Genomic DNA, 13,878 nt, shown 5'->3' with positions numbered 1-13,878 from the left:
CCCACCTCCGCCCGCCCCGATAAGCTCGACAGATTCATTTCTCCCCTCGACGGAGGCGGGCTCCGGTGGGTGCCCGGCGAGTCGAGAGGGCCCCGAGAGGGAGCCCGGCGGCGGAAGGGAGGGCCGCCCCCCGCCCCTCCTCCTCGAAGGATCACGCCGTCCGTCCGAAGAGGAGGCGGAGGGGATGGCGGGGGAGGGTTAAGGTGAGGGTGCCTTTCCTTCCACCCCCGGCCCTCCCTTCGGAGCACGGTCCGGATACTCCCCCCCTTCGCGCTTCGGCGCTCCTGGATTTTCCCGCCGACCCGCCTCCCTCTACCTTCTTTCGGTGGAACCGGTTGCAAGGCTTTAGGAGTACAAAAAGGGGCGATTTTCCTTGACACTTTCCCGGGAGGACACGTACGGTTTGTGAGACTTCGATGATGCCAACCGTCTCGAGTTCGCGAGACCGTTTCCCACACAGGTACTCGGGTAAGGAGTAATCATGCGTCAGTTCGGTCGTCTCCCGATTCTGGTGTTCCTTTTATCGATGATAGTCGTTTCCCTGGCCTGCATGGCCAACCCGCACTTCGTCGGCGGCAAGAACTACATCAAACAAGAAGTGTGGGACAAAGCGATCGTCGAGTTGGAGATGGCGACGAGCGCGCAGCCCCAAAACGCCGAGGCCTGGTACTACCTCGGCTGGGCTTACGGTGAGACGGGAGATTTCGCCAAGGCGAGCGGCGCCTTCACCAAGTCCAAGGAGATCTCGGACCAGTTCGCCGACCAGGTGGACACAAAAGTCCAAGATTTCTGGGTCGACCTCGCCGCCCGCGGACAGGACCTGGCGAAGGGGGGACAGTACGAGGCGGCGGCGGAGAAGTTCGAGAATGCCCTCTATCTGAGGCCGGAACACGTGGGGACCTATATCTTCACGGCCGACCTCTACGCCGGCATGGGGGACGTGGAAAAGGCGGCGGAGAAATACGAAAAGGCGCTCGAGATCCAGCCGGACAACGACACGACCTTGACCAACTACGCCAAGCTCCTCGAAGAGAACGGTCTCGACTCCCGGGCGCTCCCGCTTTTCGAGAAGCTTCACGCCTCCCGTCCGGACGACGCGAACCTGGCCCACCACCTGGCCGATCTCTACGGGCGCACCGGCCAGGAGGAGAAGGAAATCGATCTTTACCGGGAGTTGGGCGATCCCACTCCGTTGATGGGACGCGCCTACGACGCCTTCGCGGCGGAGCGTTACGAGGAAGCGTACGACCAATACCACAAAGCGATGGAAGTGGCCCCTCCGGGTTCGGACTCGTATTTCGACGCCGCCTACAACGCCATGGTTTCGGCCTATCGGGCCAAACGATACGAGGACGCGATCGCCCTCGGCGAGAAGCTGACACAGGAGAAGCCGGAGGAATCCCAGTACTGGCGCCTTCTCGGCAACAGCTACTCCCGGGTGAAGAGGACCGCGGACTCTTTAAACGCCTTGAAGAAGGCACAGGACCTGGAGACCGGGAAGTAGCTTTTCGCTTGACAGAAAATGGCTCCTTCCCTAGACTTGGGGAGACCTTGAGGGCATCCAGCCCCCGGTGTCTTCTTGCTGACTCAATCTTCTCCGAATGAGCTAGCCGAACGATCGCGTGATCCTAATACCAGTCGGGATCCGAACTCGTAGAAGGCAGGAAGGTCCTTCCGCCAGCAGTTGATCCGAAGAAAAGGGTAAAATAAGCCCCCGCGGGGAGTCGCCCCGCGAAGCGAGGTGATCCGGTGGATCTTGCCGAAATGAAACACAAAACGGTGTCCGAGCTTCTCGAGTTCGCCCAGGACCTGAAGCTGACCGGCACCAGCGGCCTCCGGAAGCAGGAGCTCATCTTCAAGATCCTGGGCGCCCAAACCGAAAAGAACGGGCTCATTTTCGGCCAGGGCGTTCTGGAGATACTCCCGGAGGGATACGGGTTTCTCCGGTCGCCGGAGTATAACTATCTGCCCGGCCCGGACGATATCTACGTCTCGCCCTCCCAGATCAAGCGTTTCGATCTGCGTACCGGCGACACCATCTCCGGACAGGTTCGCCCGCCCAAGGAGAGCGAGCGTTATTTCGCCCTGCTCCGCGTCGAAGCGATCAACATGGAGAACCCGGAGGCGGCGAAGCAGAAGGTCAACTTCGACAGCCTGACCCCCCTCCATCCGAACGAGCGTTTCTCACTCGAGCACGACCCGAAACAGATCAGCACGCGGATCGTGGATCTCCTCTGTCCGATCGGCAAGGGACAGCGGGGGCTGATCGTTTCGCCCCCCAAAAGCGGCAAGACCGTTCTCCTCCAGCAGATCGCCAACGCCATCACCGCCAACACCCCCGAGGTGCTCCTCATCGTCCTTCTGATCGACGAACGTCCCGAGGAGGTCACCGACATGGAGCGCTCCGTCAAGGGGGAGGTGATCAGCTCCACCTTCGACGAGCCGGCGGTGCGGCACGTGCAGGTGGCGGAGATGGTGATCGAAAAAGCGCGGCGCCTGGTGGAGCACGGCAGGGACGTGGTCATCTTGCTCGATTCGATCACCCGTCTGGCGCGGGCTCACAACACGGTGGTCCCCCACAGCGGTAAGATCCTTTCCGGCGGCGTCGACTCCAACGCCCTGCAGCGACCCAAACGTTTCTTCGGCGCGGCCCGGAACATCGAGTTCGGCGGCAGCCTGACCATCGTCGCCACCGCATTGATCGAGACCGGAAGCCGTATGGACGACGTGATTTTCGAGGAGTTCAAGGGGACCGGCAACATGGAGTTGGTGCTGGACCGCAAGCTCTCCGACCGGCGCGTGTTCCCCGCTATCGATATCAACCGGTCCGGAACCCGGAAAGAAGAGCTTTTAATGAAGCCGGACGTCTTGAACCGGATCTGGATTCTTCGTAAATTCTTGAGTGAGCGGAACCCCCTGGAGGCCATGGAGTTCCTGGTGGAACGGCTGATGAAGACCAAATCGAACAAGCAGTTCCTCGAGTCGATGAATCAATAACCCGGGCCCATCGGGGGAGAGGCTCCCGCCGGGAGCCCGGGTCGGGAGACCGAAACGGTGAAGAAAGACATCCATCCCAAGTACCACGACACGACGATCAGTTGCGTGTGCGGCAACGTGATCCAGACCGGTTCCACCGTGGAGAACCTGAAGATCGAAATCTGCTCGAACTGCCACCCCTTCTTTACGGGGAAGCAGAAGCTCGTCGACACGGCGGGCCGGGTCGAACGGTATCGCCGGAAATACGGCCTGGAAAAGAAGGAAGAGAGCGCCGACAGCTAGCGGGACGGCGTCGCAGAAAACCGGTCGGGGGCGCGCCCGCCCCCGACCCGCTTTTTTAGGGGTGGAACGGTTTCCCCGACCGCGGCGCCCCGCGACGTTCCACGCCGCGCGGCGCGGAGAGAAGGGTCCCGGATATGGCATCGGACAGGGAACGGATCTGCGCCGAACGCCTCGGCAAGACCATGTTCAACAAGATCGGCGGCCAGGCGGTCATCGAGGGAGTGATGATGCGCGCGCCGGGCCGGGTGGCCACGGCGGTCCGCCGTCCGGACGGCACGATCACGGTCCGCGCGCGCGACTACCGCTCCGTGGTCGAGCGTTTTCCCTTTCTCCGCTTGCCGGTGCTCCGCGGCGCGGTGGCCCTCTTCGAGTCCCTCGCCCTCGGCGTGGGAGCGCTGATGTTCTCCGCGGAGGAAGCGGCGGAGGAAGAGGAGAAGAAGGGAGACGCCTCGGCGGGGAAGGAACCGGCCGAGGGGAAGGGGAAGAAGGGGGGCGGCGGTTTCTCCTTCGCCCTGTACGGCACGCTGGCGCTCTCCCTCCTCCTGGGCCTCGCCTTCTTCTTTTATCTTCCTCTGATGCTGACCGAATGGATCGGTGTGAAAGGCGGCTTCCTCTTCAACCTGATCGATGGGGCGATCCGCCTTCTCTTCCTGTTTTTTTACATCTTCGCCATCAGTCGCTGGAAGGAGATGCGCCGCGTTCTCGCCTACCACGGCGCGGAGCACAAATCGATTTTCAATCTCGAGTCGGGAACGGAACTCTCCGTGGCGAACGCACAGCGGTTCACCACCCTCCACCCACGATGCGGCACCAGTTTTCTGCTCATCGTGGCCCTGACCAGCGTGTTCGTCTTTCTCTTCCTCGGTCGCCCCGAGTCGATCGGCGAGCGATTCGTCCGGCTCGCCTTCGTCCCGGTGATCGCCGGCCTCTCCTACGAGGTCCTCAAGCTCACCGGGCGCTGGGCGGACCGTCCCTGGATGGCGCCGCTCGTGAAACCGGGCCTTTTCCTGCAGACGATGACCACCGTCGAGCCGGAGGACGATCAGGTCGAGGTCGGTCTCGCGGCTTTGCGGGCCGCGCTGGGCGAACGCCTGGAGAGGCGTGAGGAGTTGTTCCACGATGTTGGATAAGCTGCGCCGGATACGGGAGAAATACGACCGATTGACCGAGAGCCTCGCCGATCCGGAGGTGATGGGCCACCCGAAGCGGATGGCCGAGATCGGACGGGAGAGGGGAAGGCTCGAGACGATTCTGAACGCGGGGCGGCGCTACGAGGAACTCTGCGCGCGCAAGGCGGAGGCGGAGGAGATCCTCGAGGCGGGGGGCGACTCGGACCTGGCGGAACTCGCGCGGGCCGATCTGGAAGAGGTGGAAGAGGAGTTCCCGCAGGCGGAGGATACGCTCCGGCTGCAGCTCCTCCCGCGCGACGAGCGCGACCACCGGAACGTGATCGTCGAGATCCGCGCCGGCACCGGGGGGGACGAGGCGTCCCTCTTCGCCGGCGACCTCTATCGCATGTACCACCGATTCGCCGAGGAGCGCTCCTGGAAGCTCCAGGTGCTCGAGTCGAATCCGACCGAGCTGGGCGGCTTCAAGGAAATCGTCTTCCGCCTGGAGGGCGAGGACGCTTATCGTCTCTTCAAGTACGAGAGCGGCGTGCACCGGGTCCAACGCGTCCCCGAGACCGAATCGAGCGGGCGGATCCATACGTCCGCGGCCACGGTGGCGGTCCTCCCCGAGGCGGAAGAGGTGGACATCCGTATCGATCCGGGCGACCTGAAGTTCGACGTGATGCGCGCCTCCGGCCCCGGCGGACAGAGCGTGAACACCACGGACTCGGCGGTTCGTGTCACCCACGTGCCGACGGGTATCGTGGTGCGTTGCCAGGACGAAAAGTCGCAGCATAAGAACAAGGCTCGGGCGCTGCAAATCCTCCGGGCGCGTCTCTATGACCGAAAGGTGGAGGCGGAGCACAACGAGCGCGCCGCGGCCCGCCGGTCCCAGGTGGGGAGCGGTGACCGGAGCGCGAAGATTCGGACATACAACTTTCCTCAGGGGCGCGTGACCGATCATCGAATCGGATTGACCCTCCACAAGCTCGATCGTATTCTGGACGGCGACCTGAACGAGCTGTTGGACGCCCTCCTGCGCGCCTCCCAGGAAGAGCAGCTCCGCGCCGAGTCGAACTAGACCGGATAGTGCGCGAAGTCCCGTCGCGAGGTTTCGGATCGCGCGACGGGAGGCCGGCCGAGCCGATCGTTTCGGCCGCGTCGCTCCGCTCGAGTCCGAATCATGCGGAGGGGATACCGCGCAATTCGCCAGCGGGAACCACGGTAGATAGCCCGTGCTTATTCCAATCTTCGATCGGGCGCCCTCCCCTCGGCGTCCATTGGGGAAGGGAGCCGCACCGCCAGCCATGAGCGACGGAACCCGAACCTGGACGGTGGTCGCCCTCCTGAAGACCACCTCGGATTATTTCCGCGAGAAGGGGGCGGCCAGCCCCCGCGTCGACGCCGAGCTTCTTCTCGCCCACCTCCTCGGCGGGCGCCGCATCGATCTCTACCTACAGCACGATCGCCCGGTGAACGGCGACGAACTCGCCCGTTTCCGTGAAATGGTCCGCCGGCGCGCCTCCGGGAAACCGGTGCAGAGGATCACGGGCGGCGCCGAGTTCTACTCCATCCCCTTCCGCGTGCATGACGGCGTTTTCATCCCCCGGCCGGAGACGGAACTGCTTGTGGACCGCGGGATCGAGTTTCTCCGCGACGAGGGGGGGGAAGCCCCCTTCGCCGTCGACGCCGGAACCGGGAGCGGCGTGATCGCCGTCTCCCTGGCGAAGAGGATCCCGCGCCTCCGCGTGGAGGCGACGGACCGCTCCCCCGAGGCGGTTCTCTGCGCCAGGGAGAACGCACGCCTCGCCGGCGTGGAGGAGCGGGTGGACGTGATCGAGACGGACCTCGCGGCGCATCTGGAGCGTCTCGGCGCCGCGGCGGACCTGGTCCTCTCCAATCCGCCCTACGTGACCACCGCGGAGATGGCCGAACTGCCGCGGGAGGTCGGCGAACACGACCCGAGCGGGGCGCTGCACGGGGGAGAAGACGGCCTGCTCGCGATCCGCCCCTTGATCGCCGCCGCCGCCGTCGCGCTCCGGCCGGGCGGATTGCTCGTGTTCGAGGCGAGCGACGCCACCGCGGCGGGCGCGGTCGCCGCCGTCGAGGAGACCGGGCTCTACGAAAGCGCGCGGGTGGGACGGGATCTGGCCGGTCGCCTCCGGGTGGTTGAGGCGCGAAGAATCGGCGCCGCGCCCCCCGTCCGGCAGGAGGAGGATCGATGAGCATCACCCGCGTGATCGGCACCGCCGGCCACATCGACCACGGCAAGACGGCGCTCGTGCGGGCTCTCACCGGAGTGGACACGGACCGGCTCAAGGAGGAGAAGGAGCGGAGGATCTCCATCGATCTCGGTTTCGCGCCTCTGAATCTTCCCGGGGGCGTCCGGGCGGGGGTGGTGGACGTGCCCGGCCACGAACGGTTCGTCAAGAACATGCTCGCCGGCGTGGGGGGGATCGACGCGGTCCTCTTCACCGTCGCCGCCGACGAAGGGGTGATGCCCCAAACGGTGGAGCACCTGGAGATCCTTCATTACCTGGACGTCCGCGCCGGCCTTGTGGCGCTCACCAAGAAGGACCTGGTGGACGAGGAGATGCTCGAGCTTGTCCGTGAGGAGGTGGAGGAGGCCTTCCATGGAACCGCTCTGGAGGACGCGCCGATTCTGGCGGTCTCCTCGGTGACCGGCGAGGGGGTGGCGGAGCTGGCGGAGAGGCTCGCCGCGATCCTCCGGGAGGCGCCCGAGCGGCCCGCGCCGGACTGGTTCCGCCTTCCCGTGGACCGGGTCTTCTCCTCCCGCGGTTTCGGCACGGTGGTGACCGGCACGGTCTGGTCGGGGACGGTACGGGTCGGGGACCGTCTCGACCTTCTCCCCTCGGGCAAGGAAGTTCGTGTGCGAAAGGTCGAGGTTTTCAGCGAAGAGGTGGAGGAGGCGCGGGCCGGCCAGCGGTCGGCGCTCGCCCTGCACGGCGTATCCCGGGAAGAAGTGGCGCGGGGGGACACGCTCGCCGCGCCCGGCGTCCTCACCCCCACCCACATGGTGGACGGACGGGTCCGGCTCTCCGAGCAGGGGCGCGGCCTCCGGCACCGGCAGCGGGTGCGGTTCCACCACGGCGCGGCGGAGGTGCTCGGCCGTGTGGCGCTGATCGAAAAGGAGGATCTCGACGCGGGCGGGGCGGGGCTGATTCAGCTGCGGCTCGAGTCGCCCGTGGTCCTCACCCGCGGGGACCGGTTCATCCTCCGCACCTATTCGCCGGCGCGGACCCTCGGCGGCGGGACCGTGCTCGACCCGAGCCCGACCAAGCACCGGCGGAGCCGGAAGGAGGAGGACCTCGCCTTTCTCCGGGTCGCCGAGAGCGGCGACCGGTCCGAGATGGTGCGCGCCCTGCTCGCCGCCGGACCCCGCGCGGCGGCCACGCCGGCGGAGATCGCGGCGCGCCTGCAGATCCCCGAGGAGGAGGTGCGCGAGGCGCTCCGGCCGCTGGAAGAGCGGGAGGAGGCCCGTTCCGTCGCCGGGATGGTGGTCCTCGCCGGGGTGCTCGACGAATTGGCCGCCGAGGCGGAGGAAAGGGTCCGCGACGCCGGTTCGGGCGGCGGGCTGAAGGCGGGCATTCCCCGGGAGGAAGTGCGCAAGAATCTCTCTCGGCGGGTGGAGATTCCCCTTTTCCAGATCATCCTGGATCGCCTGGTCGAGCGGAAGAAGGTGAGCCTTCGCGGGGACTCGCTCTTTCCAGGCGGCGGGGAACTCCCGGAGCGGGTGGAGCGGGAGGCGCGCCGCCTCGAGGCGCTTCTCGACGAAAGCGGCGCCGCGCCCCCCTCGCCGGCGGATCTCGCCGGCCGACTCGGTTTGGATACGAAACATTTTACCGCGCTCGTCGACTCGTTGGTCCGCGTGGACCGCGTCCGGCGGGTCGCCTCGAACCTGATTTACCGCACCGCCGAAATCGATCGTCTCCGAGAGGCGGCGGTCCGCCTTCTCCGCGAGCGGGGGAGCATGGGCGTGACCGACTTCAAGGACGAGACGGGACTCTCCCGCAAGTTCGCCGTCCCTCTACTGGAGCTTTTCGATCAGGAGAGGATCACGCGGAGAGAGGGAGACCGGCGCGTACCCGGTTCCGCCTTCCCGGCGGAAAAGGAGGAGGAGGGGGGATGATCGATCTCCGAAGCGACACGGTGACCCGGCCGACGCCGGAGATGCGCGAGCGAATCGCCCGCGCCGAGGTGGGGGACGACGTCTTCGGCGAGGACCCGGCGGTGAACCTCCTGCAGGAGCGGACCGCGGAGTTGCTCGGGAAGGAGGCGGCGCTCTTCGTGGCGAGCGGAACGATGGGGAACGTGGCGGCGGTGCGCGCCCACACCCGTCACGGCGACGAGGTGATCCTCGACACGGAGGCGCACATCGTCCATTACGAGGCGGGTTCCGCCGCGGCGGTCAGCGGCGTCCAGTTTTGGACCGTCCCCGGACGCGCGGGGGCGTTCACCGCGCGCGACGTGGGAAAGAGGGTGCGGCCCGACGACGTGCACGCGGCCCCCACCACGCTGATCTGCATGGAGAACACGCACAACCGGGCGGGGGGGACCGTGTTCCCCATCGAGGAGATGGAGGGGATCGGCGCTTTCGCGCGGGAGCGGGGGATCCGTACCCACCTGGACGGGGCGCGGCTCTGGAACGCGGCGGTCGCCTCCGGCGTCCCCGAGGCGCGCTGGGCCGCCGCCGTCGATTCGGTCACGGTCTGCCTTTCCAAGGGGCTCGGCGCGCCGGTCGGTTCGGTGCTCGCCGGGAGCGCGGATTTCATCCGGCGGGCGCGCCGGGTCCGCAAGATGCTCGGAGGCGGCATGCGCCAGGCGGGCGTTCTCGCCGCCGCCGGCCTGTACGCGCTGGAGCATCACCGGGAACGTCTCGCCGACGACCACGCGCACGCCCGCCTCCTCGCGGAAACGCTCAATCGGATCCCGGGCTTCTCCGTGGAGATGGACCGCGTGCAAACGAACATCATCTACGCCGACGTGTCGGAACACCGCTGGAGCGAAGCGGAGATCGTTCGTCGAATGGCGGAGAAGGAGGTGCTCTTCCTCTCCCTCGGCGCCGGGAGGATCCGGCTGGTGACCCACCTGGACGTCTCGCGCGGCGCCGCGGAAGAGGCGGCGGGCCGCCTGGAGGAGGTCCTCGTTTGAGAGCCCGGCCGCGCCGCCGCCGGAGGGAGGATCGATGAAACGGGGAACGCTCTACCTGGTCGGCACCCCCATCGGTAACATGGGGGACCTCTCCCGGCGGGCGGAGGAGGTGCTCCGCACCGTCGACCGGATCGCCGCCGAGGACACGCGGCGGACCGGCGCCCTCCTGGAAAGGATCGGTTCCCGCGTTCCCGCGTTATCGTTTTATGCGCGAAACGAAGAGCGTCGCGTCCCGGAGCTGCTCCGCCTGCTCCTCGAAGGCCGATCGGTGGCGGTCGTCTCCGACGCCGGAAACCCGGGGATCGCCGATCCCGCCGAGCGCCTGGTTCGCGCCGCCCTGGAGGAGGGGATCGAGGTGGTCCCCGTCCCCGGCCCGAGCGCCTTCCTCGCCGCGCTGGTCGCCTCGGGTCTTTCGACGCGGCGGTTCCGCTTCGAGGGGTTCCTCCCCTCGCGCGAGGGGCCTCGTCTGGACCGGCTCCGCGTTCTCGCCGCCGAGGAGGGAACCCTCGTCTTCTACGAATCCCCCCGGCGGATCCGCCGCCTGTTGGAGGAGATCGCAGGCGCCATGGGGGAGAGGCGGGTGGTTCTCGCGCGGGAGTTGACCAAGAAATTCGAGGAGTTCCTGCGCGGGACCGCGTCGGAGCTGGCCGCGGGGTTCGACGAACGGCCGCCCCGCGGGGAGTTCGTGGTGCTCGTCGAAGGGGCGAAGGGGGGGGAGAGGCTCCCGCGGGAGAGGGTTCTCGACCTGGTTCGCGAGGAGACCGCCGCCGGCGCCTCTCTCCGGGACGCGGTGCGCGCCGCCGCGAGCACCGCCGGATGGAAGGAGCAGGAAGTGTACCGACTCCTCCGCGGGGGCGACCGCGAGGAGCCGGAGTCGCCCGGCGGCGGAAGCGGCGATCTTCCAGGTACTTGACAGCCCCCGTCGCCGTTGATAGCATTCCAATCTGCGAGATCCCGGAACCCGCCCGAGGGGAGGAACCGCCGTGTGCGCCATGCTCAGTCCGGACCGCAAGGAGTGGGTCCGCTCGCTCCTCCACCCCCTGGTCCGCCTTTGCGGACAACTCCGCATCCAGCCGAACGCGCTCTCGGTGACGGGGCTCGTTCTCGCGGCTCTCTCCGGCCTGGTGATCGCCGACGGGCACCCGCGGTTCGGCGCGATCCTCTTTCTCATGGGCGGTCTCTTCGACATGCTCGACGGTTCGGTGGCGCGCGCCGCCGGCACCGGATCCCCCTTCGGCGCCTTTCTCGATTCGACGCTGGACCGTTACGCGGAGATCTTCGTTTACCTCGGTCTCGCCTACTGGATGCGGCACGACGCCCTTTTCCTGCTCCCCTTCGTGGTGATCAGCGGCTCCCTCATGGTGAGCTACACGCGGGCCCGCGTCGAGGGCCTCGGCGGCGCCTGCGCCGTGGGGCTGCTGGAACGACCGGAGAGGATCGTGATTCTCTTCCTCGGCCTGCTGCTGGGCGGATGGCTGCTCGATCTGGCGCTCCTCCTGCTGGCGGTCGGCTCCCACTACACCGCCTTCCAGAGGATGCGCCACGCCCGGAAAGTGCTCTGATCCGGGATCCCGAAGGAAACCGGAACCGGCGCCGCGCCGTCTTCCCGGATGGGGTGCGGCCCGGCGCGCGCCCGGGCGAATCGAAGCGACATAAAATGAACTCATAGCGGGCCACGGGGTCCGCGCCGGAGGAAGACCATGGCCGACGCGATCGACCACAGGATTTACGGCGACGACATGCAACTGGTGGAGGTGGAGTTGGACCCCGGCGAGGGAATCCGCGCCGAGGCGGGGGCGATGGCCTACATGGAGGACGGCATCGAGATGCAGACCTCCACCGGCGGAGGCCTCTTCAAGGGCTTCAAGAGAATCGTCACCGGCGAGAGCTTCTTTATCACGACCTTCCTTTGCGTCGGACGGAAGAAAGCGTGCGTCGGATTCAGCGCTCCCTATCCCGGGAAGATCATCCCCCTGCGGATGGACGAACTCGGCGGCAATTTCCTCTGCCAGAAGGACTCCTTCCTCTGCGCCGCCCGGGGGATCGAGATCGAGGTCGCCTTCACCAAGAAAATCGGCGCCGGTCTGTTCGGGGGTGAAGGTTTCATCCTGCAAAGGCTGGTCGGCGACGGTATGGCTTTCGTTCACGCGGGCGGAACCATCATCGAGCGGCATCTCGGGGCGGGGGAGACGATCCGGGTCGACACCGGCTGCCTGGTCGCCTTCGCCCCTTCCGTGGACTACGACATCCAATTCGTGGGCGGCTTCAAGAACGCCCTCTTCGGCGGCGAGGGGATCTTCCTCGCCAAGATGACCGGCCCCGGCCTCGTCTATCTGCAGTCCCTTCCCTTCTCCCGCCTTTCCGACCGGATCCTCGCCGCGGCGCAGCATCGCGGTCTCCGGGGGAAGGGGGAACAGCGTGGAATCGGCGGGATCGGCGGCGATATTCTCGGAAACCTCCTCGGCGGCGACTAGCGGGGGGCTTCCCGCCGGCGGAGCGCCGGACGCCCGGTTCGGCTGGTCCGGGGGCGGGAAATGTGCTAAACCTAAGAAAACGAACCGCCGGGAACACCGAATGATCGTCCGGTGTGCTCTTTCGTAGACGGCGGCCTCGCCCGCCCCCACGACGGAACGCCCGAGGGTCTCTCGCGAGAAAGGATCCCATCATGTCCGAACGATACCGCCGCCCGGTCCTCTGGGTCGCGATCGCTCTTTTCCTTGCGGTGCTCGTCGCCGTGGAGCGCACCCCCGCCGGCGACACCAACGCCTACCGCCAGCTCCAACGTTTCAGCGAGGTGCTGAACCGGGTCCAATCGGATTACGTGGACGACACGGAAATGGAGGAGCTGATCGACGCGGCGATCCGGGGGATGCTGGAGAGCTTGGATCCGCACACCCAGTTCCTGGACATTTCCCAGTACAGGGATCTGATGACCAGCACCGCCGGCAGCTTCGGCGGCCTCGGAATCCATATCGCGATCCGGGACGGCGTGCTGACGGTGATCGCTCCGATCGAAGGAACCCCCGCGGCGCGGATGGGGATCCAGGGGGGCGATCAAATCCTTTATATCGAAGAGGAATCGACCGAAGGGTTCACCGCGGACGACGCCGTGAACCGCCTTCGCGGCCCCGAGGGAACCCAGGTCACCATCAAAATCCGGCGCGAGGGGGTGCCGGACCTGATCGAGTACGCCATCACCCGCGACATCATCAAGCTCGACTCGGTCCCCTATACCTTCGTGACCGACGACCGCATCGGCTACATGAGCGTCACCCAATTCTCCAAATCCACGAGCCACGAGATGGAGAGCGCGCTACGCGATCTCGAATCGTCGGGGATCCGCGGTCTCGTGATCGACCTCCGCTCCAACCCGGGCGGGCTCCTGGACCAGGCCGTCGAGGTTTCGGACCTTCTTCTCGACGACGGCCAGTTGATCACCTACACCCAGGGGCGCCGGAAGAACGCCAACAGCCGCTTCGTAGACCACAAGAACACGGAACACGGCGGCTATCCCATCGTGGTGCTGGTGAACCAGTACTCGGCGAGCGCTTCGGAGATCGTCTCCGGGGCGGTGCAGGACTGGGACCGCGGCTTGGTGGTGGGGAAGACCACCTTCGGCAAGGGATCGGTGCAGTCGGTGATTCCGCTGGACGGTGAGACGGGCCTCAAGCTGACCACCGCGAAGTACTACACCCCCAGCGGGCGCTGCATCCACCGTCCCGAACTCGCCTCGCAGAGGCGCCTCCGGGAAATCCCGCAGGAGGGCGAAGAGAACGAGGAGGTCTACTACACCCATGCCGGTCGCCCCGTCTACGGCGGCGGCGGGATCACGCCGGACATCGAGATCGAGCAGCGCAAGATGGCGCCGGTGGAGGCGGCGGCGGAGCGCAGGGGCTACTTCTTCAATTTCGCCGTCGAGTACTTCCCCTACCACACCATCGAGGAGGGATGGACGCCGGACGAGGAAACGCTTCGGTCCTTCCGCGATTACCTCGACCAGAAGGAGGTGGAGTACACCGAGGAGGAATGGGAGGAGAGCCTGGAATACGTCAAGAACGGCATCCGCCGCGAGATCTACCGGAAGGCTTTCGGCGACCGCGCCGCCTTCCTCGTCACGGTGGAGACGGACGAGCAGCTCCAGAGCACCTTCGATCTCTTCCGGGAAGCGGGGACCATGGACGGCCTCTTCGCTCTCTCCGAGTCGATCCGTCTCCAGAAGGAGAAAGAGGAGACCGTCGCCGGCGCGGCGGGAGATTCCTCCTCCTCCGACGGTCTGACGGCCCGCCGGGAGCAGGGGGTCGACGCGGAATGACCCGGG

12 protein-coding genes are annotated in these 13,878 nt (G+C 66.6%); all 12 read left to right on the top strand.

The annotated features are described in order from the left end of the window. Positions 1-481: 481 nt before the first annotated feature. Positions 482-1,504, top strand: coding sequence for a tetratricopeptide repeat protein (locus tag JW958_05090; GenBank protein MBN1825623.1), 1,023 nt, complete (start codon positions 482-484; stop codon positions 1,502-1,504). A gap of 245 nt (positions 1,505-1,749) precedes the next feature. Then, a complete protein-coding gene (gene rho, locus JW958_05085; GenBank protein MBN1825622.1) occupies positions 1,750-2,997 on the top strand; it encodes a transcription termination factor Rho in 1,248 nt (415 codons plus the stop codon). 57 nt (positions 2,998-3,054) lie between these two features. Beyond that, positions 3,055-3,279: a 50S ribosomal protein L31 gene (gene rpmE / locus JW958_05080; GenBank protein ID MBN1825621.1), complete on the top strand. Its 225-nt coding sequence runs from the start codon at positions 3,055-3,057 to the stop codon at positions 3,277-3,279. 134 nt (positions 3,280-3,413) lie between these two features. Next, positions 3,414-4,409 (top strand): DUF1385 domain-containing protein, encoded by a 996-nt coding sequence (locus tag JW958_05075; GenBank protein MBN1825620.1) that lies wholly within the window; start codon positions 3,414-3,416, stop codon positions 4,407-4,409. Beyond that, positions 4,399-5,469 carry a peptide chain release factor 1 gene (gene prfA, locus JW958_05070; GenBank protein MBN1825619.1) on the top strand — a complete coding sequence of 357 codons (1,071 nt, stop codon included), beginning with the start codon at positions 4,399-4,401 and terminating at the stop codon, positions 5,467-5,469. The genes JW958_05075 and prfA overlap by 11 nt, the downstream gene beginning before the upstream one ends. 226 nt (positions 5,470-5,695) lie before the next feature. Then, the gene (gene prmC / locus JW958_05065) at positions 5,696-6,613 is read left to right on the top strand and encodes a peptide chain release factor N(5)-glutamine methyltransferase (GenBank protein MBN1825618.1); all 918 of its coding nucleotides are present in this window, start codon (positions 5,696-5,698) and stop codon (positions 6,611-6,613) included. Next, complete coding sequence (gene selB / locus JW958_05060; GenBank protein ID MBN1825617.1) at positions 6,610-8,538, top strand: selenocysteine-specific translation elongation factor; 1,929 nt, start codon at positions 6,610-6,612, stop codon at positions 8,536-8,538. Before prmC ends, selB begins: the two co-directional genes overlap by 4 nt. Beyond that, the gene (gene ltaE / locus JW958_05055) at positions 8,535-9,560 is read left to right on the top strand and encodes a low-specificity L-threonine aldolase (GenBank protein MBN1825616.1); all 1,026 of its coding nucleotides are present in this window, start codon (positions 8,535-8,537) and stop codon (positions 9,558-9,560) included. Before selB ends, ltaE begins: the two co-directional genes overlap by 4 nt. Before the next feature lie 34 nt (positions 9,561-9,594). Next, positions 9,595-10,473, top strand: coding sequence for a 16S rRNA (cytidine(1402)-2'-O)-methyltransferase (rsmI, locus tag JW958_05050; GenBank protein MBN1825615.1), 879 nt, complete (start codon positions 9,595-9,597; stop codon positions 10,471-10,473). A 70-nt stretch (positions 10,474-10,543) separates the two neighbouring features. After that, positions 10,544-11,122 carry a CDP-alcohol phosphatidyltransferase family protein gene (locus JW958_05045; protein MBN1825614.1) on the top strand — a complete coding sequence of 193 codons (579 nt, stop codon included), beginning with the start codon at positions 10,544-10,546 and terminating at the stop codon, positions 11,120-11,122. A 138-nt stretch (positions 11,123-11,260) separates the two neighbouring features. Then, complete coding sequence (locus JW958_05040) at positions 11,261-12,034, top strand: TIGR00266 family protein (protein MBN1825613.1); 774 nt, start codon at positions 11,261-11,263, stop codon at positions 12,032-12,034. A gap of 191 nt (positions 12,035-12,225) precedes the next feature. Beyond that, a complete protein-coding gene (locus JW958_05035; protein ID MBN1825612.1) occupies positions 12,226-13,872 on the top strand; it encodes a S41 family peptidase in 1,647 nt (548 codons plus the stop codon). Positions 13,873-13,878 lie beyond the last annotated feature (6 nt).

This window comes from Candidatus Eisenbacteria bacterium (assembly GCA_016930695.1).
Taxonomy (GTDB): Bacteria; Orphanbacterota; Orphanbacteria; order Orphanbacterales; family Orphanbacteraceae; genus JAFGGD01.
This window is presented reverse-complemented; position numbering and strand designations above follow the sequence as displayed.